The 24,674-nt window shown below is 67.8% G+C and carries 21 protein-coding genes and 1 riboswitch; of the genes, 10 read left to right on the top strand and 11 right to left on the bottom strand.

The features are described from left to right. The first annotated feature begins 142 nt into the window (after positions 1-142). Both YWC_RS32955 and YWC_RS30145 read left to right on the top strand, forming a co-directional pair. Positions 143-358 (top strand): hypothetical protein, encoded by a 216-nt coding sequence (locus YWC_RS32955; protein WP_156923813.1) that lies wholly within the window; start codon positions 143-145, stop codon positions 356-358. 82 nt (positions 359-440) lie between these two features. Beyond that, positions 441-3,344 carry a response regulator gene (locus YWC_RS30145; protein WP_051306605.1) on the top strand — a complete coding sequence of 968 codons (2,904 nt, stop codon included), beginning with the start codon at positions 441-443 and terminating at the stop codon, positions 3,342-3,344. Here YWC_RS30145 and YWC_RS0120285 read toward each other — a convergent pair. The 4 genes from YWC_RS0120285 to YWC_RS0120270 all read right to left on the bottom strand — a co-directional run bounded on the left by YWC_RS0120285 (position 3,341) and on the right by YWC_RS0120270 (position 6,874). After that, the gene (locus YWC_RS0120285) at positions 3,341-3,958 is read right to left on the bottom strand and encodes an exopolysaccharide biosynthesis protein (protein ID WP_051306604.1); all 618 of its coding nucleotides are present in this window, start codon (positions 3,956-3,958) and stop codon (positions 3,341-3,343) included. The genes YWC_RS30145 and YWC_RS0120285 overlap by 4 nt on opposite strands. Continuing rightward, positions 3,955-4,827 carry a protease HtpX gene (htpX, locus tag YWC_RS0120280; protein WP_027867035.1) on the bottom strand — a complete coding sequence of 291 codons (873 nt, stop codon included), beginning with the start codon at positions 4,825-4,827 and terminating at the stop codon, positions 3,955-3,957. The genes YWC_RS0120285 and htpX overlap by 4 nt, the downstream gene beginning before the upstream one ends. A gap of 31 nt (positions 4,828-4,858) precedes the next feature. Continuing rightward, positions 4,859-6,418: a TerC family protein gene (locus tag YWC_RS0120275; RefSeq protein ID WP_027867034.1), complete on the bottom strand. Its 1,560-nt coding sequence runs from the start codon at positions 6,416-6,418 to the stop codon at positions 4,859-4,861. Between the two features lie 138 nt (positions 6,419-6,556). Beyond that, the gene (locus YWC_RS0120270) at positions 6,557-6,874 is read right to left on the bottom strand and encodes a hypothetical protein (protein ID WP_027867033.1); all 318 of its coding nucleotides are present in this window, start codon (positions 6,872-6,874) and stop codon (positions 6,557-6,559) included. 141 nt (positions 6,875-7,015) lie between these two features. Between YWC_RS0120270 and YWC_RS0120265 the strand changes: the two genes are divergently transcribed. Both YWC_RS0120265 and YWC_RS30140 read left to right on the top strand, forming a co-directional pair. Then, positions 7,016-8,737: a GMC oxidoreductase gene (locus tag YWC_RS0120265; RefSeq protein WP_051306612.1), complete on the top strand. Its 1,722-nt coding sequence runs from the start codon at positions 7,016-7,018 to the stop codon at positions 8,735-8,737. Then, positions 8,734-9,276 (top strand): gluconate 2-dehydrogenase subunit 3 family protein, encoded by a 543-nt coding sequence (locus tag YWC_RS30140; protein ID WP_051306603.1) that lies wholly within the window; start codon positions 8,734-8,736, stop codon positions 9,274-9,276. The genes YWC_RS0120265 and YWC_RS30140 overlap by 4 nt, the downstream gene beginning before the upstream one ends. Position 9,277: 1 nt before the next feature. Here the strand turns inward: YWC_RS30140 and YWC_RS0120255 are convergent, their stop codons facing one another. Next, positions 9,278-9,841: a manganese efflux pump MntP gene (locus tag YWC_RS0120255; RefSeq protein ID WP_027867031.1), complete on the bottom strand. Its 564-nt coding sequence runs from the start codon at positions 9,839-9,841 to the stop codon at positions 9,278-9,280. Then, a riboswitch (yybP-ykoY riboswitch) is annotated at positions 9,842-10,033 on the bottom strand. A 4-nt stretch (positions 10,034-10,037) separates the two neighbouring features. After that, positions 10,038-12,767, bottom strand: coding sequence for a bifunctional diguanylate cyclase/phosphodiesterase (locus YWC_RS30135; RefSeq protein WP_051306602.1), 2,730 nt, complete (start codon positions 12,765-12,767; stop codon positions 10,038-10,040). A 144-nt stretch (positions 12,768-12,911) separates the two neighbouring features. Between YWC_RS30135 and YWC_RS30130 the strand changes: the two genes are divergently transcribed. Beyond that, entirely contained in the window at positions 12,912-14,429 is a 1,518-nt protein-coding gene (locus YWC_RS30130) for a CocE/NonD family hydrolase (protein WP_036215155.1), read from the top strand. Between the two features lies 1 nt (position 14,430). Here the strand turns inward: YWC_RS30130 and YWC_RS0120240 are convergent, their stop codons facing one another. Both YWC_RS0120240 and pstS read right to left on the bottom strand, forming a co-directional pair. Continuing rightward, positions 14,431-15,069 carry a winged helix-turn-helix transcriptional regulator gene (locus tag YWC_RS0120240; RefSeq protein ID WP_027867030.1) on the bottom strand — a complete coding sequence of 213 codons (639 nt, stop codon included), beginning with the start codon at positions 15,067-15,069 and terminating at the stop codon, positions 14,431-14,433. 59 nt (positions 15,070-15,128) lie between these two features. After that, positions 15,129-16,166 carry a phosphate ABC transporter substrate-binding protein PstS gene (gene pstS, locus YWC_RS0120235; RefSeq protein WP_027867029.1) on the bottom strand — a complete coding sequence of 346 codons (1,038 nt, stop codon included), beginning with the start codon at positions 16,164-16,166 and terminating at the stop codon, positions 15,129-15,131. A gap of 181 nt (positions 16,167-16,347) precedes the next feature. On the opposite strand from pstS, the gene YWC_RS0120230 reads away from it, so the two are divergent. From YWC_RS0120230 to YWC_RS0120210, 5 genes are all read left to right on the top strand, one after another. Continuing rightward, positions 16,348-16,749, top strand: coding sequence for a hypothetical protein (locus tag YWC_RS0120230; protein ID WP_229413148.1), 402 nt, complete (start codon positions 16,348-16,350; stop codon positions 16,747-16,749). 19 nt (positions 16,750-16,768) lie between these two features. After that, positions 16,769-18,529 carry a gamma-glutamyltransferase gene (gene ggt, locus YWC_RS0120225; protein ID WP_027867027.1) on the top strand — a complete coding sequence of 587 codons (1,761 nt, stop codon included), beginning with the start codon at positions 16,769-16,771 and terminating at the stop codon, positions 18,527-18,529. 123 nt (positions 18,530-18,652) lie between these two features. Then, positions 18,653-19,918, top strand: a complete 1,266-nt coding sequence (locus YWC_RS0120220; RefSeq protein ID WP_027867026.1) for a GGDEF domain-containing protein — start codon at positions 18,653-18,655, stop codon at positions 19,916-19,918. A 50-nt stretch (positions 19,919-19,968) separates the two neighbouring features. Then, complete coding sequence (locus YWC_RS0120215) at positions 19,969-20,943, top strand: hypothetical protein (protein WP_156923812.1); 975 nt, start codon at positions 19,969-19,971, stop codon at positions 20,941-20,943. Positions 20,944-21,115: 172 nt separating this feature from the next. Then, a complete protein-coding gene (locus YWC_RS0120210) occupies positions 21,116-22,006 on the top strand; it encodes a bile acid:sodium symporter family protein (protein ID WP_027867024.1) in 891 nt (296 codons plus the stop codon). Between the two features lie 7 nt (positions 22,007-22,013). Here YWC_RS0120210 and YWC_RS0120205 read toward each other — a convergent pair whose 3' ends face one another. From YWC_RS0120205 to YWC_RS0120195, 3 genes are read right to left on the bottom strand one after another with little or no spacing between them, the layout of a single operon-like run. Beyond that, positions 22,014-23,414, bottom strand: coding sequence for a hypothetical protein (locus YWC_RS0120205; RefSeq protein WP_027867023.1), 1,401 nt, complete (start codon positions 23,412-23,414; stop codon positions 22,014-22,016). After that, a complete protein-coding gene (locus YWC_RS30125) occupies positions 23,411-24,160 on the bottom strand; it encodes an ABC transporter ATP-binding protein (RefSeq protein WP_036215152.1) in 750 nt (249 codons plus the stop codon). Before YWC_RS30125 ends, YWC_RS0120205 begins: the two co-directional genes overlap by 4 nt. Further along, positions 24,157-24,555 carry a GntR family transcriptional regulator gene (locus YWC_RS0120195; protein WP_027867022.1) on the bottom strand — a complete coding sequence of 133 codons (399 nt, stop codon included), beginning with the start codon at positions 24,553-24,555 and terminating at the stop codon, positions 24,157-24,159. The genes YWC_RS30125 and YWC_RS0120195 overlap by 4 nt, the downstream gene beginning before the upstream one ends. Positions 24,556-24,674: the final 119 nt, after the last annotated feature.

Below are 24,674 nucleotides of genomic sequence, written 5' to 3'. Positions count from 1 at the left end.
TTCTGTTGCAAGGCTGCGCAATACCAAAGCATTAAGTTTTGCAGATTAGCCACCAAAACATCAACTTAGTGCAAAGTCTTAAGAATTTACTTTAAGTGCATTTACAGCTCTGCTAGCATCCTTCGCTCGCATGGAGGAGCACATGGTTGAGCAAAGCAGAAACGATGCACGTACCGACGTCCTGACCGCCAGTCAAGTCGACGAGGGGCTGAAACTGTGTGCCCGGTACGGTATCCATCCGGCCCTGCTCTTCATGGAAGAGGTCGGCGTACCACGGCCGGTGGCGCTCAGGGTACTGTGCTCGCCGCACTACTTCCGCCAGCGTGACCGCCGCAGGACGCCCAGGCCAGGTCATTGAGCAAAACGTGCGCATGCGAATCGCGTGCGGCAGGACCATTTGTTTCCTCTAGAATACAAGACTTTGTATTTCAAGGATCGCCATGTCCGCTACCCCGGAGCTCTCCACGCTCGAAGCCAACCTGACCTCGACGCTGGTCGCCAAGATCCGCGACTTCGCGATCTTCATGTTGACGCCGGACGGCAGGGTCGCTACCTGGAACGCCGGCGCGGCGCGGGCCAAGGGGTATGCGGCGGAGGAGATCATCGGCAAATCCTTTGCCTGCTTCTATACTCCTGAAGACCAGGAGATGGAGGTGCCGGCGCAGGCGCTCGCCACCGCGCGCGCGACCGGGATCTTCGAAGCGACCGGCTGGCGGGTGCGCAAGGACGGCTCGCGCTTCTGGGCGCACGTGGTGATCGACCCGCTGTACGACGATGACGGCGCCCTGATCGGCTTCGGCAAGGTCACGCGCGACATCACCAGGGCGCGTGAGGCGCGCGAACGCGAGGAGCGGGCCCGCGAGGCGCTGCTGCAGGCGCGCACCGAGCAGAGCCAGCACCTGCTGCGCCTGTTCGAGCAGGCGCCGGGCTTTGTCTGTTTCTTCCGCGGTCCCACCCATATCTACGAGCTGCAGAACGAGGCCCACCACCGCCTGGCCGGCCTGCGCGACATCATCGGCAAGCCTGTGCGCGAAGCCTTGCCGGAGCTGGAAGGCCAGGGTTTCTTCGAGCTGCTCGACGGCGTGTACACCTCGGGCAAGCCCTATGTCGGCCGCGCCGTCCCGATCACGGTGGAATCGGCCGGCGGCGGCAAGGTCGACAGCTTCATCGACTTCGTCTACCAACCGATCTTCGACGAGAACGGCCAGGTGCTGGGCATCGTCTCCCAGGGCAGCGACGTCACCGAGCAGGTGCTGGGCGCGCGCTCGCTGGGCGAGAAGCAGCTCGAGCTGGAACGGACCATCGGCGAACGCACCCGCGCGCTGGAAGACGCCCGGCAGGCGCTGGCGCTGGCCAACGAGCTCCAGATCAGCAATGCCTTTTTCCAAAGCCTGTTCGAGCAGGCGCCGGGCTTCATCTGCGTGCTCAAGGGTCCGGAGCACGTGTTCGACCTGGCCAACGGCGCCTACCGCAGGCTGGTCGGCAACCGTGAGCTGGCCGGCAGGTCGATCAGGGAGGTCCTGCCGGACGTCGAAGGCCAAGGCTTTTTCGAGCTGCTGGACAAGGTCTACCAGACCGGCAAGCCGGTGGTCGGCCAGAGCGTCCAGCTCGAGCTCAAGGAAACGCCATCGAAAATCGTCACCCGTTTCATCGATTTCGTCTACCAGCCCATCCTGAACGCGCAGGACCAGTCGGTCGGCATTTTCGTGCAGGGCAACGACGTCACCAGGCAGAAGCTGGCGCAGGACGAGGTGCAGAAATACCAGCGCGAGCTCGAGCAGTTGGTGCAGGCCCGTACCGAGGAGCTGCAAACCGCCCAGGCCGCGCTGCAGCACGCTCAGAAGCTGGAAGCCATCGGCAAGCTGACCGGCGGCGTGGCCCACGATTTCAACAACATCCTGCAGGTCATCGGCGGCAACCTGCAGCTGCTGCGCGACGGCGTAACGGGCGATGCACGGACCCTGAAGCAGCTCGACACCGCCAGCGGCGCGGTGGAACGCGGCGCCAAGCTGGCGGCGCAGCTGCTCGCTTTTGCACGGCGCCAGCCGCTGCAGCCGCGCGTGGTCGACCCGGCCGGCATCGTCCAGCAGATGGACGAGCTGCTGCGCCGCGCAGTCGGTGAAACGATCGCGGTCGAGACCATCCGCAGCGGCGGCTTGTGGAACACCTGCGTCGATCCCTACCAGCTCGAGAACGTCATCCTCAACCTGGCCATCAACGCGCGCGACGCCATGCCCGACGGTGGCCGGCTGACCATCGAGCTGGGCAACGCCCTGCTCGACGACGACTATGTGGCCCTGCACCACGACCTCACGCCCGGGCAGTACGTGATGATCGCTGTGTCCGACAACGGCTGCGGCATGAGCCGGGAAACGCTGGAGCGCGCCTGCGAGCCCTTCTTCACCACCAAGCCGGAAGGGCAAGGCACCGGCCTTGGCCTGTCGATGGCCTACGGCTTCGTGAAGCAGACCGGCGGCCACTTCAAGATCTACAGCGAAGTGGGACACGGCACCACGATCAAGATGTACTTCCCACGCTCCTACCAGGCGGAAACCAGCGAGCCGGTGCTCAAGAGCGGTCCGGTCACGGGCGGCGACGAGACCATCCTGGTGGTCGAGGATGACCCCGCGGTGCAGGCGACGGTGGTCGAGATGCTCAGGAGCCTGGGCTACAAGGTCATGAAAGCCGACAATGCGGCGGCGGCGATGGTGATCCTTAATAGCGGCATCCCGATCGACCTGCTGTTCACCGACGTCGTCATGCCCGGCACGATGCGCAGCCCGGAACTGGCGCGCCAGGCACGCGCGCTCCATCCCGGCATCGAGGTGCTGTTCACTTCGGGCTACACGCAGAACGCCATCGTCCACGACGGCAAGCTCGATGCCGGCGTCCAGCTGCTGTCCAAGCCCTACGCACGCGAACAGCTGGCGCGCAAGCTGCGGCAGATGCTGTCGAAGCAGCACGTGGCCCCGGCGGCGCCTGCGGCGCCCGGCGTCGAGAAGCTGGCGGCCACCAGGCGCGTGCTGTTCGTCGACGACGATGCGGACGTGCTGAGCATGACCTGCTCGCTGCTCGAGCTGCTGAACCAGCGCGTCGACGGCGCCGCCAGCCCGGCGGATGCGCTGGCCCTGCTGGAGCGCAACCAGTACGACATCCTGATCACGGACTACGGCTTGCCCGGCATGAACGGCATCGAACTGGCCAGGAAGGCGCAGGCCGGACAGCCGCAACTGAAAATCGTGATCGCCACCGGCTACGGCCAGGTGGCGGCAGCCGCCGAGATCGGGGCGATCACGATGCCCAAGCCGTTCACGCCGGCCGACCTGAAACGGATCCTGGCCTAGGCCGGCAGCCAGGCCGCCACCGCGTACAGCGCCATCTTGACGAACACGATCACCACGCCCGACACCAGCGCCGCGGATGCCAGGGCCGCGGCCAGGCCGGCCAGGATCCAGTAGCCGTCGCGTTCGAGAATGCCGAGCGCCAGCAGGCTGATCGAAAAAGCCGGCAGCATGTTCCCCATCGGGATCGGCAGCAGCACGACCACGGCCAGCACCAGGCACACCGCGCCCACCAGGTATTCCATCGGCGGCAGGGCCAGCGCACTGGCCCGCGGGCGCAGCAGGCGCTCGGCGCGCTGCAGCCAGGGGTACATGCGCCCTACCAGCGCGCGGAAGGCCGGGCGCGGCATCGAACGCGCCGCGATGAAGCGCGGCAGCCAGGGCCGGCGCCCGAAGGCCAGCTGCGCCGCCAGGAACACCAGCGGCAGGCCGAGGATGGCCGAAGTGCCGGGCAGCGCCGGCAGCGCGTTGGGAAAGGCGAAGACGAACAGCAGGGCGCCGAGCGCACGGTCGCCCAGGGCCGCGAGCAGGTCGCCGATCGAGACCCGCTCGCCCTCCTCCTCGGCCAGGCGCTGCAGCACCGCCGACAGCGCGCTTCCCGCGGCGGGGCCGGTCATTGCGCCTGCAATGCGGCGATGCGCGCCTCGATCGGCGGATGGCTGGAGAACAGCGACAGCGCGCCCTTGCCGGAAATGCCGAAGGCCGCCATGTTCTTCGGCAGCTCCCCTTCGGCCAGGCCGCCCAGGCGGCGCAGCGCCGCGATCATCGGCTGCGGGCGACCCAGGATGCGGGCAGCCCCGCGGTCGGCGCGGAATTCGCGCTGGCGCGAGAAGTACATCACGATGATGCTGGCCAGGATGCCGAACAGGATCTCGCACACCACCACCGTGACCATGTAGCCGATGCCCGGGCCCGACTGTTCGCTGTCGTTCCGGCGCAGCATCTGGTCGACGGCATAGCCGACCACCCGCGCCAGGAACACCACGAAGGTGTTGACCACGCCCTGGACCAGGGTCAGCGTGACCATGTCGCCATTGGCGATGTGCGCCACCTCGTGCGCCAGCACGGCTTCCACCTCCTCCTGCGACATCGAGGCCAACAGGCCCGTGGACACCGCGACCAGCGAGCCGTTGCGCGTGGCGCCGGTCGCGAAGGCGTTCGGCTCGCCCTCGTACACGGCCACTTCCGGCATCTTGATGCCGGCCTTGCGCGCCTGCTCCGCCACGGTGTCCAGCAGCCAGGCCTCGGTGGCATTGGCCGGCTGGGCGATGACGCGCGCCTTGGTCGACCACTTGGCGATCGGCTTGGACAGCCACAGCGAGATGAAGGCGCCGCCGAAGCCCATTAGCGCGGCGAAGGCCAGCAGCATGGGGAGATCCAGGCCGTTGGCGGTGAGGAAGCGGTTGACGCCGAGCAGGCTGGCGCTGACGCTCAGGACCAGCACGACGGCCAGGTTAGTGGCCAGGAACAGGACAATGCGTTTCATGGTTTTCCTTCAAAAACAAAATAGATAAGAATCAGCCCGCGGCGTCCTGCGCCTGCAGGTCCAGGCGCGTGATCGCGACGCGCAGGATGCGCCGGTCTTCCACCGCCAGGATCTCGAAGCGCAGCCCGTCGGCCTCGATCGCCTGGCCGGCGGCCGGCAGGGTTTCGAAACGCGCCAGCAGGTAGCCGGCGAGCGAGCTGTAGTCGGCGTCCGGGTCCACCAGGCGATCGGACTCCAGCACCTGCTCGAGCAGGTGCAGGTCGGCGCTGCCGTCGGCCTCCCAGCGGCCCGCTCCCTGCGCGCGGATCGCCGGCTGCTCGTCCTCGTCCGGGAACTCGCCGGCGATCGCTTCCAGCAGGTCGATCGGCGTCAACAGTCCCTGGACCACGCCGTACTCGTCGGCCACCAGCACCAGCTGGCCACGGGCGCGCTTGAGCGTGTCCATGGCGCGCAGCACGCCGGCGGTGTCGGGCAGGTAGATCGGCTTGCGCAGCAGCGCCGGGTCGGCCTCGTCGATGCGCTCGTAGAGCAGCAGCGCCCCGATCAGGTCCTTGGTGCGGGCCACGCCCACCACCCGGTCGACGTCGCCGCGGCAGACCGGCAGCTGGTTGTGCGGGGTTTCCTGCAGCTGCTGCAGGATGGTGGCTGCGTCCTGTTCCAGGTTCACCCAGGACATCTCGGCGCGCGGCGTCATGATCGAGCGGATCGAGCGGTCGGCCAGGGTCAGCACGCCGCTGACCATGTTGCGCTCCTCGACGGCGAAACTGTCGTCCGGCTCGCGCGCTTCCTCCGGCGCCTCTTCGAGGGCATGGCGAGGCTTGCCGAGCAGGCGCAGGACCGAGTCGGCGGTGCGCTCGCGGAACGGCAGGCGCGCCTCGTTCTTCAGGAAGTTACGGCGCGCGAACTGGTTGAAGGTCTCGATCAGCACCGAGAAGCCGATCGCCGCGTACAGGTAGCCCTTCGGGATGTGGAAGCCCAGTCCCTCGGCGATCAGGCTCAGGCCGATCATCAACAGGAAGCTCAGGCACAGCACCACCACGGTCGGGTGTGCGTTGACGAAGCGGGTCAGCGGCTTCGAGGCCAGAATCATGACGCCGATCGAGATGATGACGGCCGCCATCATGACCCACAGTTCGTCGACCATGCCCACCGCCGTGATCACCGCGTCCAGCGAGAACACCGCGTCGAGCACCACGATCTGCGCCACCACGGCGGCGAAGCCGGCATACACCTTGTTGCCGGACTGGACGTGGACCACGCCCTCGATGCGCTCGTGCAGCTCGACCGTGGCCTTGAACAGCAGGAACAGGCCACCGATAAGAAGAATCAGGTCACGCCCGGAGAAACTGAAGGAACCGAGCGAGAACAGCGGCGTGGTCAGGGTGACCAGCCAGGAGACGATCGTCAGCAGGCCGAGGCGCATGGCCATGGCCAGGGACAGGCCCAGCAGGCGGGCCTTGTCGCGCTGGTGCGGCGGCAGCTTGTCCGCCAGGATCGCGATAAAAATCAGGTTGTCGATGCCCAGGACGATTTCCAGGAACACCAGGGTCAGCAAACCCACCCAGATCGAGGGGTCCATTAGCCATTCCATCTTGCTTGCCTTAATAAACGTGAAGAAGCGGGGTCCACCGGCTAGGGCAGGTGGAAGAAGTCCGGAGGCAGGCAGGCGCGCGCGGGCGCCGTCCAGGGCGAACCGGACGGACGACAGGAGGGGAGCCACGCTCCCGCGTCAGGCGCGGCGGGGTGGCTTGTCGGGGGGCGGCAGGGAGAGGCGGTAAGGCGGCGCGGCGTGCTGCGGGACCGCGGCGGCGCGCAGGCCCGCCAGGTTCAGGCGGGTGTCCTGGTGCACCAGGTCATGCAGGTCGGCCACCGAGGGCGGCTCGTCGGGATCGATGTCGGCGTTGGCGTTGCCCTGGAAGGCATCGCTGCTGGTCATGCTCGCATGCGTGTGCGTGCCATCGGGCTGCGCGGTCGACACGGACATCGACAGCGCCAGGACGTTCAGCGGGAACAGCAGGATCAGGAATATGACGAAGAGTCGTCTCATACAATGGGGGAAAGCATGACGATGCCAGTATATCACGCGGCCGAACGCTGCCCGCACGGCTGGGAAAAGGCGGCAGAATCCGCTTTTCCCGAGGGCGGCAAGGCCGTACACTGCATCAGGTTTCCCGACGACAAACGTTTGATGAACACGACCCCAGCCTCCCCCGCCGCACCGGCACTCAACATCAAGGCAGCCGATGTCCATACCTACGATGCCATCGTGATCGGCTCGGGCATCAGTGGCGGCTTCGCGGCGAAGGAGCTGTGCGAACTGGGCCTGCGCACCCTGGTCCTCGAGCGCGGCCGGACGGTGGAACACATCGCGGACTATCCGACCGCGCTGAGTGCACCGTGGGAGCTGCCCAACCGGAATCAGCTGAGCCGCAAGATGCGGGAAGACAATCCGATCGCCAGCCGCCATGCTTCTTTCCAGGAAGCGACCGAGCACTTCTTCGTCAAGGACAAGGAACACCCGTATGTGCAAACCCGCCCTTACGACTGGATCCGCGGCTACCAGATGGGCGGGCGCTCGCTGACCTGGGGGCGCTGGACCCAGCGCTGGAGCGAGCAGGATTTCGAGGCCAACGCCAGGGAAGGCATCGCCGTCGACTGGCCAATCCGCTATCGCGACCTCGCCCCTTGGTACAGCCATGTGGAGCGATTCGTGGGCGTCAGCGGCACGCGCGATGGTCTGTCCCAGGTGCCGGACGGCGAATTCCTGCCGCCCCTGCCGATGACGCCCGTCGAGGAGCACTTCAAGCGCCAGCTCGCCAGGCATTATGGAGACCGCCACCTGATCATCGCGCGCATGGCCAACCTGTCGGTGCCGCACCTCGGCCGCGGCAGCTGCCAGAACCGCAACCTGTGCGTGCGCGGTTGTCCATTCGGCGGCTACTTCAGCAGCAATAGCGCGACCCTGCCGGCGGCGGCCCGGACCGGCCTGCTGACCATCCGCCCGCACTCGGTGGTGGAATCCATCATCCACGATCCCGCCAGCGGCAAGGCCAGGGGCGTGCGCGTCATCGACGCGAACACCAGGGCGAGTACCGAGTATTTTGCGAAGCTCGTTTTCGTCAATGCGTCGACCCTGAACACGACGCTGATCCTGCTGAACTCCACCTCCAGCCGCTTCCCCCGGGGCATGGGCAATGACAGCGGTGAGCTGGGACACAACCTGATGGACCATAACTGCAATGCCACGATCGGCGCCGAGATTCCGATGTTCCAGGACCAGTACTACCAGGGGCGCCGTCCCGGCGGCGTCTACCTGCCGCGCTTTCGCAATCTCGGGTCCGACCGCAGCAGCGCTTTCCTGCGCGGCTTCGCCTACCAGGGCAGCAGCACGCGCACGCCGCGTGCTACGCCCCCGGGCCTGGGAGCGGAGCTCAAGGAAGCCTTGCGCGATCCCGGTCCATGGCAGATCAGCATGCGCGGCATCGGCGAATGCCTGCCCTGCCACAGCAACAAGGTCAGCCTGAGCCCGAGCCTGCGCGATGCCTGGGGCATGCCCTTGCTCGACGTCGACGCCGCTTTTGGCGACAACGAGCATGCGATGACGCGCGACATGCTGGCCGCGGGCAGCGAGATGTTCGAACGTGCGGGCTTCACCAACATCACCACGCACGAGGCGCACGACAACATGGGCCTGCGCAACCACGAAATGGGCACGGCCCGCATGGGCCGCGATGCGTGCACCTCGGTGCTCAATGACCACAACCAGGTATGGGGTGCGCCGAATGTCTTCGTCACCGATGGTGCCTGCATGACCTCGAGCGGAACCGCGAATCCTTCGCTCACTTATATGGCGCTGACCGCCCGGGCCGCGCATTTCGCCGTGGACCAGCTCAAGAAAGGAAACCTGTGAGCGCGCCGCCGGACAGCCGGCGCCGCCGCGTGCTGCTGTCCATGGCGCTGGGCGGCGCCGGCCTTGCCGGCGGCTGCAGCCTGCCTGTCCTGCGGCGCGACGCCCAGCGCAGCGCGCTCGCTGCGCGCGACGTGCTGCTGCTCGACGACCTGGGCGAGACCATCGTGCCGGCGACACCCGGCCTTGGCGGAGCGCGTGCGGCGGCGATCGGCCTGTACATGCTCGCCACGGTGAATACCTGCTGGCCGCTGGAGGAGGCGCACGCCTTCGTGCGCGGGCTCGATGCGCTGGAGGCAGCCTGCACCCAGGAACATGGCAAGGGCTTCGGCGCGCTGAGCGAGGCGCAGAAGCTGGCTTTCCTGACCCGCTGGAGCCTCGAGCCGGCCGGCGCCGGCATGGTCGCCATGCTCAAGCGCCTGACCGTGCACGGCTACCTGACCTCGGAAATCGGGGCTACCCAGGCCCTGCGCTACGATCCGGTGCCGGGCACGTATCGCCGGATCCGGTATGCGAAGGGCGACAGGCGCTGGGCGACCTGACTCACTGCGACAGGTGTTCGATCAGGATGGTCGTGCCGACCAGCACCAGCACCACCCCGCCGATGCGCTCCGCGTTGCGTCCCACGGCCGCGCCCAGGCGCCGCCCGAGCAGCACGCCGATGGTGACCATCACGGTGGTGGCGATGCCGATCGCCACCGCCGCATGCACGATCGAGACGTCCACGAAAGCCAGCCCGACCCCGACCGCCATCGCATCGATGCTGGTGGCCACCGCGGTCAGCACCAGCACCAGGAAGTTCTGCGAGCCGGCGCGCTCTTCTTCCTCTTCCTCGTCGCCAAAGGAGAGCCACAGCATGCGCCCGCCCAGGCCCAGCAGCAGGAAGAAGGCGATCCAGTGGTCCCACTGGCGGATGGCGTCGGCGGCCAGCGAGCCGAGGGCCCAGCCGATCAGCGGGGTGATGGTCTCGATGCAGCCGAACAGCAGGCCGATCCGCAGCGCCTGCGGCAGGCCGGGATTGCGCAGGGCGGCGCCTTTCGCGATTGCCGCGGCAAAGGCGTCGGTCGACATGGCGAGGGCGAGGAATACGAGGGCGGTGAAGGTCATGCTGGGGTTCCGGTCGGACAAAAACACAAAGGCGCACCCGCACGCCCGACAATGGCGCGGATGGGCCGATGGTCTCGCCAACCGCTAGGTCGCCCGCGCCACGCTCCGGCATCAGAAACTGAGCGAAGCGAGTATGTTGACACGGGCCCTCCCGCATTGCGCAGGAGGAGGCTACTCCCCACAGGGTGTGGGCATTCTAGAAGGAAACAACCTCCGGCGCAAGCGAACCGGGCGCTGCTGCGTCCTGCGCCAGCAGGAAGCGCCGCCCCATCATCTGCAACATCTCGCCGGCCGGCACCGGACGCGCGATGTAATAGCCCTGCACTTCGTTGCAGTCCAGGCCGCGCAGGATGTCGAGCTGCTCCTCGGTCTCGACGCCTTCGGCCACCACCGCCATGCCGAGCGCGTGGGCCATCGACACGATCGCCTGGAAGAACACCCTGCCCTCCTTCGAGTTGCCCAGTTCCGTGGTGAAGGCGCGGTCCACCTTCAGCACGTCCATCTTCAGGCGCTGCAGCTGCGACAGCGAAGAGTAGCCGGTGCCGAAATCGTCCACGTGCAGCTTGACGCCGAGGGCGCGCAGGGCGGCCAGTTCGGCCAGGATGTCGTCGTGGTCGCCCATCATGGCCGACTCGGTGATCTCGATTTCGATCAGGCTGGCCGGCACGCAGTGGCGCGCCATCGCGCAGCTCAAGTGGCGCTGCACGCCGCCGCGCAGGAACTGCTTGGGCGAGACGTTGATCGAGACCGGCACGAGCCGGGCTCCCGCCTCGCGCCAGGCGGCCAGCTGGGCGCAGGCCTTGTCGATCACGATCTCGCCGATGTTGCGAATCAGGCCGGTGCTTTCCGCCAGCGGGATGAACTCGCCCGGCGCCACCAGGCCCAGTTCCGGATGGCGCCAGCGCACCAGCGCCTCCATGCTCAGCAGCTCGCCGCTGCGGGCGTCCACGCGCGGCTGGTAGTGCAGCAGGAACTGGTCGTGCTCGATCGCTTCGAGCATGCGCTGCTTCAGCCGGGCGCGCGCGGTCAAGCCGTTCGACAGCGCCGGGTCGAAGAAGCGGTACTGGCCCTTGCCCTCGTTCTTCCCGGCGTACATCGCGATGTCGCTGTGGCGCACCAGGGTCTCGGCGTCCTGGCCGTCGCGCGGGAACATGCTGATGCCGATCGAGGCGCCCACCGCGTGCAGCTCGTCGCCGATCAGGAAAGGCACGCCGAAGGCCTCGACGATGCGCGCCGCCACCGAGGCGGCCTGGCGCTCGCCCTCGCAGGGATGCAGCAGCACCAGGAACTCGTCGCCGCCGAAGCGCGCCACCCGGTCCGTCGGGCGCAGCAGCGACAGCAGGCGTCCCGCCGCGCTCTTGAGCAGCAGGTCGCCGGTGGCGTGGCCGTGGGTATCGTTGACCTGCTTGAATTCGTCGAGGTCGATGAACAGCAAGGCCAGGCCGGCCTCGCTGCCGCGCGCCTGCGCCAGGATCGCCGGCATCGCGGCCAGGAAAGCGTGGCGCGTGGCCAGGCCGGTCAGCACGTCCTCGTTGGCCAGGCGCTCCAGCTGGGTCTCGTGGGCCTTGCGCTCGCTGATGTCCTGGAGCGTCACCGCCAGCCCGTTCCCGACCCGCACCAGGCGCCGGCGTCCCCAGCTGATGTTCAGGCGGTTGTCGAGCGGCATCCGGCGGTCGTCCTCGTAAAAGCCACTGTCCATCGCCTTGCGGTAGGTGTCGAGCAGCGCTTCCCCGAACAGGGCGCTGTCGACCTGCGACAGGCTGCTGCCCACCAGCGTGGCACGCGTCAGCCCGTAGAAGAAGGCGCCGCGCTCGTTGCAGTCGACGATGCGGAAGTCGAGGATGTCGCCCTCGCGGTCGCGCACGGCGGCGGCCATGTAGAAGCCGTCATTGCCGCTTTCGGTGGCGGTGCGGTAGGCGCGCTGCACTTCTTCCTGCTCGCGCTCGCGCAGCACCGCGCGGCGCGCCAGCACCGAACCGATGCCTCCCAACAGCAGCAGGCAGGCGCCGATGGCGATGGCGCGGTTGCGGCTGTCGACCCAGGCCGCCTGCGCGGCGTCCAGGGCGACGGCATGCGACAGGCCGACCAGGGCCACCAGCGGATAGGCGCTCGAGTGGCGCCAGCCGAGCACGCGCGCCTGGCCGTCAGCGAAACCATCCTGCCCCTGCACCAGGCGCACGCCGTGGTCGCCCGCCCACAGGTCCGCGCGCGCCGGCAGCAGCCTGGCGCCGCCGTCGCGGAAGGCGCTGCCGTCGCTGTGCTGCTCGGCGCGCAGGCGCCCTTCGCTGCCGGCCAGCGCCGCCACGCCGCCCGCACCCAGCGTGGCCGGGCTGACGAAGGAGGTGAAGTAGCGCGCATCGACCGCCATCAGGACGATGCCGTCGAATTCGTCGTCGCGGGTGTCGAGGCGGCGGGTGAACAGTACCATTTCGCCGCCCTCGCCTTCCTTGACGAAGCGCGGCGGCGCGGCGCCGACGCGCAAGGCGGTCGAGATGTGGTTGCGGTGCTGGACGAAATACGGCGCGGCGGACAGGTCGCTGCCGAGCAGCGCGGGGCGGGTCGAGGCCTGCACCATGCCGTCGCGGTCGACGATCGCGACCACGCCGAAGGCGGCGTCGGTGAACATGCCGTCGCGCCGCAGTTCGTCGAGCAGGCCAGGGTCGCGTCCTTTCTCCCAGCTGAACTTCAGCTGCATCGTGACCTGGTCCATCTGGCCGACCGAGCGCGTGATGTACTGCTCGTAGGCCTCGGCATAGGCGCCGGCGTCCTTGCGCGCCTGGGTGTCGGCGCGCGCGCGCTCGGCCTCGGCGCGCAGGACGGTGGCGATCCACAGCGCCGCGCACAGGAGCAGCGCCAGGAGCGGCCAGATGAAAACGAGATAGCGGTTGGTGCGGGAAGCGGTGCGGACGGCGGCGTGGATGCTCATGCAGGCTGGGTCGAGATGCAAAGTTGCCGCAAGTCTACTTAGCAAACATGTCATCCCGATGACATAGGCAAAGTGACAAACCGCGCATTTTCAGCGGCAAACTGACCGTAGCATGAGCGTCGTTTCCAACGCCTCCTGAACCCGATGAAAAAGTTCGCCATCCTGATCCTGGCCGCCAGCGCCCATGTCCCCGTTTACGCCGGCACAGCCAGCCTCACGCCCGAGCCCGGCCCCCACGCGGTCGGCCTGCGCGTGGTGCAGCACTACGACTACAGCCGTGCCATGGACGAGCAGGTCGACGCGTTCGGCAAGCCGGTGGCCGCGCCGCCGGCGCGGCCGATCCAGGCCCTGGTCTGGTATCCGGCCAAGCGCACCGGCGCCGCGCCGATGCGGGTCGTGGACTATCGCCAGGCCGCCCTGTCCGACGTGAACTTCGGATTGCCGGCGGCGGACAGCGCGAAGCAGCGGGCCGCCTGGCTGGCGGGTCCGCAGAAGTCCTGGTACGAAGCCGCGACCCTGGCCGTGCGCGACGCCGTCCCCGCCGCCGGCAAGTACCCGGTGCTGGTCTACGCGCCGAGTTTCGCCGCCCCGGCGGACGAGAACCTGGACTTGTGCGAGTACCTGGCCAGCCAGGGCTACGTGGTCATCGCCAGCCGCAGCCTGGGCGCACGCGCGATCGTCATGACCGACGATGTCGAAGGCGTGGAAGCGCAGGCGGCGGACATCGCCTTCCTGGTCAACGGTGCGCGCAGCCTGCCGCAGGCCGACATGGACAAGGTCGCGGTGGTGGGCTTCAGCTGGGGCGGCCTGTCCAACGTGTTCGCCCCCGCGCGCTCGAGCCGCATCAAGGCCTTGGTGAGCCTGGACGGTTCGATCCGCTTCTACGAGAAGATCTGGAGCGCCGCCGGCGACGTGCGGCCGGCGCGCACTGCGGTGCCGATGCTGTCCCTGGGCGCCGCTTCCCTGCCCTTCGAAGAACTCGAACAGAAGAAGAACAGGCCGGTCGCGAGCTATCTCAACAGCATGAAGTATTCGGACGTCTATTTCGGCACCATGCACCCGATGCAGCACGGGCACTTCAGTTCCCTGTACGGATTCCGCCTGGCCCGCGACGACGAATTCGGCGACTACCGGCGCGCCGACGTCGAGCAGGCCTACCGCGCCGTCGCCCTGTACGTGCACCGTTTCCTCGATGCCTACCTGAAGCAGGACGACAAGGCGATGGCCTTCCTGCGCCAGTCGCCCGCCAGGAACGGCATCGCGCCGCAGGTGATGGCGATGCGCTTCCAGCCGGCAGCCGCCACGGTGCCGAGCGAAGCGGGCTTCCTGCGTGCCTTCGCCGCAGCCGGTTACCGCGATGCCCAGGCCATCCATGCGCGCATGCGCGAGGCATCCGCCGACTTCGCGCTGAGTCCCCTCAACCTCAATACCCTGGGTTACCAGCTGCTGGGCGGGAAGAATGCGCGCGGCGCGGTCGAACTGTTCAAGCTGGCCACCCATATCGAGCCGAAATACGGTAACGCGTGGGACAGCGAAGGCGAGGCCTGGGAGGCGCTGGGAGAGAAGGAACAGGCGATCGCGGCCTACGAGAAGGCGGTCGCGGTGGACAAGAACCAGCTGAACGCGGTGGCGCGCATCAAGGCGCTGCGCGCCGGAAACTGAGCTAGGCCGCGGACAGCATGTAACCGGCCCCACGCACGGTCTTGAGCAGGGACTTGGCGCGTCCCAGCGCCTTGCGCAGGCGCAGCACGTGGACGTCCACGGTGCGCTGGTCGAGCCTGTCGTGCGAGGCCCACAGCTGCTCGAGCAGCTGGGCGCGCGAGAACACCTGGCCCGGGTGGCACAGCAGGAAGCGCAGCAGCCGGTATTCGGCGTGCCGCACCTCGACCTTGTGGTTGCCGACGCGCACGCTGCAGCTGAGCGGATCGAGCACCAGGCGCCCCAGGCACAGCAGGCGCTCGTCCGGCGCTTCGTCCGGCGGCGGCTGGGGGATGAATTCGGCGAGCGGGGGCGGCGCCGTGCGTTCGCCGTCCGTGCATTCGGCAGCGAGCAGGATCACCGGCTTCTCGCGCAGGCGGCGATCGCCGCGCAGGCGCGCCAGCAGGCGCAGGCCGCCTTCCTGGCGCAGCATCGATTCCTGCAGCAGCAGTTCGGGGCGTTCGCGCCCGATGAAATCCCAGGCCTGCGCCAGGCTCGGCACGCTGTGCCAGACCCACTCGTCTTCGTGCAGCGAATACTTGAGCAGCTCGGCGATGGCCGGCTTGTCGTCGACGACCAGGACGATCGTGTTAGCCGTTGTCATCATGGGGTCCAAAGAAAATCCGGCAGCCCAGCTGCCGGAATCGTGACGGAGTCAGGAGATCAGTAGATCGCCTTGCCCGATGCATCCTTCAGGCTGGCCTTCCAGTTGGCCTGCACCAGCTTGACGACCGATGCCGGCATCGGCACGTAGTCCAGCTCGGCGGCAGCCGGGGCGCCGTTCTTGAAGGCCCAGTCGAAGAACTTCACGACTTCCAGGCCCTTGGCGGCATTGGCCTGGGTCTTGTGCATCAGGATGTAGGAGACGCCCGTGATCGGCCAGCTCTGCTTGCCGGCCGCGTCGGTCAGCACCACGCCGAAGCCCGGGGCCTTGGTCCATTCGGCGCCGGCAGCGGCGGCCTTGAAGGCCTCGTCGTCCGGCTGCAGGAAGGCGCCGTCCTTGTTCTTCAGCTGGGTGTGCGCCAGCTTGTTCTTCTTGGCGTAGGCCCACTCGACGTAGCCGATCGCGCCCTTGATGCGCTGCACGTTGGCGGCCACGCCTTCGTTGCCCTTGCCGCCCACGCCCACGGCCCACTTCACGGTGGTGCCGGCGCCGATGCTGTTCTTCCAGTCCGGGCTGGTCTTGGCCAGGTAGTCGGTGAACAGGAAGGAGGTGCCCGAGGAGTCGGCGCGGTGCACGACGGTGATGTCGGCCTCCGGCAGCTTCACGCCCGGGTTCAGCGCGGCGATCGGCTGCGCGTTCCACTTGGTGATCTTGCCCATGTAGATGTCGGCCAGCACCGGGCCGGTCAGCTTGAGCTGGCCCGGCTGTACGCCTTCGACGTTGACCACGGCGACCACGCCGCCCATGATGGCCGGGAACTGCATCAGGCCGGCTTCGTCCAGGTCTTCGGCTTTCAGCGGCATGTCCGACGCGCCGAAGTCCACGGTCTTGGCCTTGATCTGCTTGATGCCCGCGCCCGAACCGACCGACTGGTAGTTCAAGCCATTGCCGGTGGCAGCCTTGTACGACTCGGCCCACTTGGCGTAGATCGGGTACGGGAAGGTCGCGCCGGCGCCGGTCATGTCTGCGGCGTGGGAGGTCGACATCGCGAACACGGCGGCAGTCGTGGCGGCTGCGGCGAGGATCTTCTTGAACATTGGCTTCTTATTCCTATTCCTGGTTGATGGAGGTGTGTTTTGGACCACGTGGCAAAGTCTAGTGCGCCGATGTGACAACAATGTGACCGCAATGTGACCCTTCCATGACTGCACGTGCGCGACCGCGGCGGGCAGGTTTGCTATGATGAGGATTCCAAAAAAACAACCCGGTGGACATCGCATGCATCCCCTGCTCCGTGTTCTCTCCTTCGGCTGCGCCGCCGCTGTGCTGGCCGGCTGTGCCGCCCCCGAACGCCTGCCCGAAGCGCGCTACACCCTGACCGAGCGCCAGGTGCTGCCGCTGGGCGAAGGCCTGACCATCACCTACGAAGGCGCGGAAGACAGCCGCTGCCCGGACAATGCGCGCTGCATCTGGCCAGGCCAGCTGGCCTACCGCTTCACGATGCGCATCGGTAACGTGGCGCAGGGCTTCTACCTGGTGCCGGGGCGGCCGGGCTACATGTCGCCGGCGCTGCGCGGCTCGCTCATCCAGCTCGACCACCTGACCCCGCAGCCGCCGCGCGGCATCGCGGGCGCCGCACCAAGCTCGTATCCGGTGACCTTCAACATGTACGCCTACTAGGCGCTCGAAGGAAGATCCCATGAAGGCGACCCTGCTCGCTTGCGGGCTGACTTTGTCCATCGTCCTGCACCCAGCCGCGGCCACGGCGAAGACGCCGGTGGCCACCGGCACCGGCGGCGCGGTCGCCACCATCAGCGAGCAGGCCTCGCAGTCGGCCATGGCGATCCTGAACAAGGGCGGCAATGCCGTCGACGCGGCGGTCGCGGCCGCGGCCACGCTGGGCGTCACCGATCCGTTCAGCTGCGGCATCGGCGGCGGCGGCTTCATGCTGATCTATCTGGCCAAGGACAAGCGCGTCATCAGCATCGACCACCGCGAGACGGCCCCGGCCAGCTTCACGCCCCAGGCTTTCCTCGAGAACGGCAAGCCAATCGACTTCGACACGGCGGTGGCGAGCGGCGCCTCGGTCGGCGTGCCCGGCACCGTGCGCGGCTGGCACGAGGCGCTCGAGCGCTACGGCACGATGCGCTTCAGCCAGGTGCTGGCGCCGGCCATCGAGGTCGCCGACAAGGGTTACACGGTGACTGAAATATTCAGTCATTTGACGGCGCAAAATGAAAGAAAATTTCAGCTATACGCGCCGACCAGTGCGCTCTACCTGCGCAATGGCAAGGCCGTGCAGCCGGGCACCCTGATCCGCAATCCGGGCATGGCCAGGGCCTACCGCGAGATCGCCGAGGGCGGCGTCAAGGCCTTCTACGAAGGGCCGCTCGCGCGCGCCATCGTCGATGCCGTCAACAAGCCGCCCCTGGCTCCCGGCAAGAGCGCACGGCCCGGCCGCATGACGATGGCCGACCTGGCCAACTACGAGGCGCGTATCCGCCAGCCGCTGCGCAGCACCTACCGCGGCTACGAGATCGTCGGCATGCCGCTGCCCAGCAGCGGCGGCGCCACGGTGGCCGAAGCGCTGAACATCCTGGAAGGCTACGACCTCAAGAAGCTGCCGCGCGCCCAGGCCGAGCACCTGTACATCGAGGCCAGCCGCCTGGCCTTCGCCGACCGCAACGCCTACCTGGCCGACCCCGAATACATCGACGCGCCGGTGGCCGGCATCCTGTCCAAGGAATACGCGGCCCAGCGGCGCAAGCTGATCGGGGCGCAGGCGGCACGCACCGTGGCGGCGGGCGATCCTTACGGCTACCAGCGCGACCTGAGCGTGCCATTGCGCCGGGAGGCCGTATCCCCGCAATCGGCCAAACTCCAGCTGGAAAACGCCCACACCACCCACCTGACGGTCTCGGACAAGGACGGCAACGTGGTGTCGTATACCTTCACCATCGAATCCTGGGGCGGCAGCGGCATCGTCGTGCCGGGCTACGGCTTCCTGCTGAATAACGAGCTGACCGACTTCGACTTCAGCGGCCCGCACCCGAACGTGCCCGAAGCCGGCAAGCGCCCGCGTTCCAGCATGGCGCCGACCATCGCGCTCAAGGACGGCAAGCCGGCCTTCACCATCGGCAGCCCGGGCGGCTCGACCATCATCACGACGGTGCTGCAGACCATCTTCAACTACATCGACCTCGGCATGCCGATGGACCAGGCCGTGAACGCGCCGCGCATCTCGGAGCGCAACGGCGAGGCCACCTCGATCGAGCCGGGCTTCGCCGGCAGCGGGCAAGCGCGCGCGCTCGAGCGCCTCGGCCACCGCTGGGAAGCCGAGCCGGAAGAAATCGGCGCCGCGAATGCCCTGGTGTTCAACCCGGACGGCACCGTCACCGCGGTCAGCGAAAGCAAGCGCCACGGGGTCGGCACGGCCCTGGTGCAGCGCCGCGGACATTAGCAAGCTCCCCTGGCGTTGGGCGTTTGTTACATGTTCAAAATCTTTCTTGGGAAAAATACAGTTTCATGTAGGAATGATCTTACATTGAGATAACATACGAGTATTAGCACTGTTCATATTGTCATGTCCACCTCCTACGTCGTGCCCACCCTGCCGATCCGCCGGAGTACCCTCACCCTGGTCCTCGCGTTCGTGCTCATCACGGCGATGAGCATCCTCTTCGTCCGCGAGGTCGTCGACCTGCGCGACGCGATGGGCCAGCTCAGGCAGAACGACGTGGCGCGCATCCAGGTCCGCAACGTCCTGATGAACCTGCTCAATGCCGAGACCGGGCAGCGCGGATTCCTGCTCACCGGCGACCCGGCCTACCTCGAACCCTACCAGCTCGGACGCGGCAGCGTCCGTGACAACCTGGCGCAGGCGGAACAGTCCGGCTACCACGATGCGCAGTTCCTCGCCAACGTGAGCAAGCTGGCCCTGGTCACGGAGAGCAAGCTCGACGAGATCGAGCGCACCGTGCAGCTCAAGAAGCGCGGCGACGATGCCGCCGCCCTGGCCATCGTGCGCGAGGGCTTCGGCCGCAGCAAGATGCGCGAAGCGCGCCGGTTGATCCAGGACGAGGTGGCGCGGCTGCGGATGGTCCGCGACGCGCTCATCGACGACTTCAACCGCCGCCTGCTGCGCGCCGCCATGATCCTGGTGCTGATGCTGTCGACCGTGGTTGCCATGACGGTGCATGCCTGGCGCTCGCTGTCGGCGGCTGCGCGCCGCAACAACGAGCTGGCCAAGCGCCTGGCCATGGAAGCCTCGCACGACGTCCTCACCGGCCTGCCGAACCGGCGCTACTTCGACCGCTGGGCGCGCCGCCTGGTGGCCAGGAGCCAGCGCAGCGGCAAGCCCTTCACCCTGCTGGCCATCGACCTGGACCGCTTCAAGGAGGTCAACGACACCCACGGCCACGCCGCCGGCGACGAGGTGCTGAAGGAAGTGGCGCGGCGCTTCCAGTCGGTCTTGCGCAGCGGCGAATTCCTGGCGCGCGTGGGCGGCGACGAATTCGTGGTGTTGATGGACGGCGAGTTCTCGCGCAACGAAATCACCAGCGTCGGCCGGCGCCTGATCGACTGCCTCTACCCCTCCATGCGTCCCGGGATGGCCGACAACGCGGTCGGCGCCAGCATCGGCGCCGCGGGCTTCCCGCTGAACGGCGCCGCCCTGGAGGGCGTGATGCAGGCCGCCGACGACGCCCTCTACGCCTCCAAGCATGGCGGCCGCGGCATGCTGTCGTTCGCGCGCGCCGAACCGGGCCCTGCGCCGAATATGCACGGCGCTGCCGGCAGCGTCGCCGGCGCGGCGCCGGACACCGCCCCCACGACGGGGGCTGTTTTCTAGCGCAGCGCAGCGCTAGAGTGCGTACCGGACAATCCACACTACGGACCGGTATGACTCAGCGACGCTTTTCCCCTGCCCTGCTGGCAATGCTCTGCGCCACCCTCGCCGCGGCGCAGCCGGCAGCGGCCAGCGATTTCCTCGACAAGCTGGCCAAGCAAGTGGTGGGCGACACCGTGCAGGCGGCGGCCAGGCACGCGACGGCGAAGGCCGCGGCGGCGGCGACCCCGGCCGCCCCGGCCGCCAGGCCCGCCCATGTACGCGCCGGCGCCAGGGAGCAGCGCATGCGCCTGGAGAACGGCGAACCCTTCCACGCCGACTACATCATCGACTACTGGAGCCGACCGGACGCCGTGACCCGCGGCAGCACGCCCGAACTCGACGCGCCGGGCTGGATCATGCCCGTGCCTTCGAAGTTCGGCGCCAGCAAGAAGGGGGCGGACTACGCCCTGCTGCAGCGCAGGCTCGAACGGATCATCGCGCGGGTGATGGCGCATCCGGCCCTGGTCGGCATCCGCGGCGCGAGCCTGACCTGGAGCGCCGATTTCGGCTACGACGGCGGCAAGCGGCCCCTGGTGGCCAACATCTCGATGCTTGCCCGTCCGATCAGCCTGGACGACCCGAAGACGAAGCGCTACCCGGACGGCAGCTTCCACACCCCTGGAGAGGGCCCGGTCCTCGAAATCACCGTGAACAATCCGGAAGAAATCGGCTCTCGCCGCTCGTCCGGCAGCTACAAGGGCATGACCGTGCTGCGCCACGGCTACATGTTCGTGATCCCGAATACCGACCGCCCGCTGCTCGTCGGTCCGGCCGACGACACGCAGGTGAACCCCGACCTGCTCGACGATGCGCGGCCGCGCTCGGACATCCAGTTCATGACCGTCTACGTCGGGGCCTTCATCCCCAGCGAGCTGCACCTCGTACAGAAGCGCATCGACCCGGTCGGCAATGCCGGGCGGCTGATCGGCGTGCTGTACAACATCGACTGGCATGCCGTGCTGGAGGAGGCAAGCGCGCTCCAGTAGCCACCCCGTCTCCATGCGTGCGATTCCCGTCACGCCTTCGTGCGGCGCGCCGTCTCCATCCGGTGCCGCCGCATTTTTTTGTCTGTACAGCTCAGCAAGGTACTACACTGTCAAGACGGCTGCCGTGCCTGCGCGAGCGCCACAACGACAACGACAATAACGGAGACAACGCATGAGCAACTTCATCACCCTGTTGCCCACCCTCCTGATCGGCGCGCTGGCGCTGATCATGTTCGGGCTGGGCCTGTCCCTCACCCTCGCCGACTTCCGCCGCCTCATCAAGCACCCGAAGGCCGTGGTGCTGGCCCTGGTCCTGCAGGCCATGGTGCTGCCGGCAATCTGCTACGGCCTGATCGTCGGGCTGGGCGTGGCGCCGGTGTACGCGGTCGGCCTGATGCTGCTGGCGGCATCCCCGGGCGGCGTCTCGGCCAACCTGTTCAGCCACCTGTTCGGCGGCAACGTGGCGATGAACATCTCGCTCACCGCGATCAACACCGTGCTGTCGATCGTCAGCCTGCCCCTGATCGCCAACTTCGCCATCGCTACCTTCGCGAAAAGCGGGCAAGTGGTGCCGATGCAGACCGCCAAGGTAATCGAGGTGATCGTCATCGTGCTGATCCCGGTGGCGATCGGCATGTTCGTGAAAAGCCGCGCCCCTAGCTTCGCCGCGCGCATGGACAAGCCGATGAAGCGCTTCTCGATGGCCGTGCTGGCCCTGCTCGCCATCATCGCCATCGCCAAGGAATGGACGGCCATCACGAGCTCCTTCGCCTCGATCGGCCTGGCCGTCATCCTCTTCAACATCCTGAGCCTGGGCCTGGGCTACTACGTGCCGCGCATGCTGGGCCTGGACAAGCCGAACGCCATCGCGATCGGCTACGAGATCGGCATCCACAACTCCACGCTGGCGATTTTCGTGGCGGTGTCGGTGCTGGGCGACTTCCAGCTGATGCTGCCGGCGGCGATCTACTCGGTCAGCATGTACGTGTTCGCCACCGCCTTCGGCTTCCTGATCCTCGGCCGCAAGCAGGCCGCCGGCGCGGCGGCGCCGGCTTCCACCTGAGGCTTCTTCAGTCGATACGCCCTGCCGGGAAGGCGCAGGGCGCGCGCCGCATCGTGCGCAGTCCGCGCACCACGACCACCACCGTGAGGCCGATGCTGGCCAGGGCGGCTACCGGCAGCGCCGGGATGCCGCTCAATGCGTTGAGCATCGACACCAGCAGCAGCGTTGCCGCCGCGCTGGCGGCGCTGCCGGTCCGGCTGGCGTGATTGCGCAGCGGGGCCGCCACCGCCGGCAGGATGATGCAGGCCACGCAGAGCACGCGCAGCAGCGCCTCCGGTCCCGCCTGCCCGAGGGCCGCCAGCAGCAGTGCGGCGCCGGTGGCCAGCGCCCAGCCTGCGAGCGCCTGCAGCAGCAGGCTGCGGCCGAGCTGGACGTTGAACGCTGCCGCTCCGCCCGGCATGGCGGGCGCCAGCCGCACCAGCCCCTGTTCGGCAGCGAGTTCCGCCGGCAGCTGGGCCAGGCGCACGCTGTGCAGGAGAGGAACGACCAGCAGCGTGCAGGCGAACAGCCAGCCGATGCCCGCCGTGACCTCGCGATCGGCGCGCCAGGTGGCGAGGATGCCGGTACAGATCACGACCACGGCCAGGACGGCCAGCACCGCCACGGTTTCGGCCAGGTGGCGGGTGGGGCCGAGCGCATGCAGCGCCAGGCGCCGGCCGTCGCGCCTTGCACTGTCGCGGCGCAGCGTCCTGCCATACCAGCCCCTGGTCTGCTTGCTGGCCACCTGCTCGATCAGCGGATCCGGCTGGCCGGACGAGGCGACCCAGCGCAGGCGCTTGGCCACCATCTCCCAGTGGCGCTCGCCTCCTTGCGGGAACATGGCGCTTACCGCCGCCACGATGACGCCTGCATAGATGGGCAGCGCCAGGACGATGGCCACAGGATGGGACAGGAGCGCGACCAGGTCTTCCGGCAGCCACTCCACCAGGAACCAGGTGAAGCACAGCGCCGTGATGATCGGTTCGGCCGCCCGGTGTCCTGCCGCGCCCAGTCCGATGCCCGCGACGAAGATCACCAGCCACAACAACCAGAACCCGAGCTCGCCCGTATCGGCATGGGGCGCGCTGGCGAAGCCGGCGATACCGGCCAGGCACACCAGGCAGGACAGCTCGACCAGGCGCCGGCGCATCTGCGGAACCAGCCAGGCATTCACCGGCGTATTGAGCTTCATGGCGCCCGGCATGAAGCGCCATGCCCAGTTCAGCAGGAGAAGCACGGAAGCCGCGCTCCACAGCGTGGCCAGGCCTGCGCGCGGCCCCTCGTTCACCGCCTGCGCGGCGGCGAAGACGATCGCGATGACGATCGCGCCCCAGCGGATCACGCCCGACATGCGCGGGTTCGCATGCGTCACCGCGGCGCGCCACAGCATCCGGTAGTCGCGCAGGCGCGCAGTCATCGCCGCGTTCATTGGGTCACCTCGATGAACAGGTCTTCCAGGCTGAGCGGCTCGGCGCGGCGCCCGTCGGTCGTGCTGCGCGCTCCTTCCAGCAGATCGTCGAGCGGCCCCTGCAGCGCAATGCGGCCGTCCTTGAGGAAGGCGACGTCCAGCGCCACCCTTTCCAGGTCGGTCAGGATGTGGGTCGAGAACAGCACCGTGGTGCCGCGCTCGATCACGCCGTCCACCAGCTCGGAAAGAAAGGCGCGGCGGCCGGCCGGGTCCAGCGCCGACACCGGCTCGTCCAGCACCAGCAGTTCCGGGTCGTGCGCCAGCGCGCGGATGATCGACAGGCGCTGCTGCTGGCCGCCCGACAGGCGGCCGATCGGCTTGCCCAGTTCCAGCGGGCCGAAGCCCCAGCGCTCCAGCAAGGCCTCGACCTTCACCGCGTTCCAGCGCGGGTACATGGCCTTGAAGTAGTCCAGCATCTGCAGCGGCGTCATCCACTCGAACAGGCCGTGCTTCTGCGGCACGTAGCCGATGCGGGCGCGGGTCGCCTCGGACAGCGCAGCCACGTCCTCGCCGAACAGGCGCACGCTGCCGGCGTCAAGCTCGCGCAGGCCGAGCAGGCACTCCATCAGGGTCGACTTGCCGGCGCCGTTGCGGCCCAGCAGGCCGATGACCTGCCCCTGCCCGATGTCCCAGTGAAGGCCACTTAACACGATGCTGCTGCCGTAGTGCTTGGCTACGTCGCGCAATTGGATGATGGGTGCGGTCACGATGCTTCCTTCAAGAGGTGGGTGAAAAGATTCAGGACGGTGTCCGGGTCGAGTTCGAGCTCGCGCGCCTCGCGCGCGGCGCGCTCCAGGGTCGGGCGCAGCAGCGCCATGCGCTCGGCCTGGCTGCGGCTGCTGCGCGGGCGCTCGGCCACCAGCATCCCGAGGCCGCGCCGGCGCGCCAGCAGGCCTTCGGTCTCGAGCAGGCCATAGGCCTTCGAGACGGTCATGGGATTGACGGCGAGGCTGGATGCCACGTCGCGCACCGACGGCAGCTCGTCGCCGGGCGCCATCTGGCCGCCGGCCACCAGGCGCCGCACCTGCTCGACGAGCTGGCGGTAGATCGGCTCGGTCGAGCCGGGCGTGATCGAAAACAGCTGGGATGTGTGGACTGCCATGGTGTGTAGGCCGTATACGTGTATTAATTGAGTAATACACTACCCTCGGGAATTCTCGCTGTCAACGCTCCGGCGTAAAGATATGCAATACGTATATGTCCCATCACAAACAAAACTGT

It is taken from the genome of Massilia alkalitolerans DSM 17462, assembly GCF_000427785.1.
Taxonomy (GTDB): domain Bacteria; phylum Pseudomonadota; class Gammaproteobacteria; order Burkholderiales; family Burkholderiaceae_D; genus Telluria; species Telluria alkalitolerans.
This window is presented reverse-complemented; position numbering and strand designations above follow the sequence as displayed.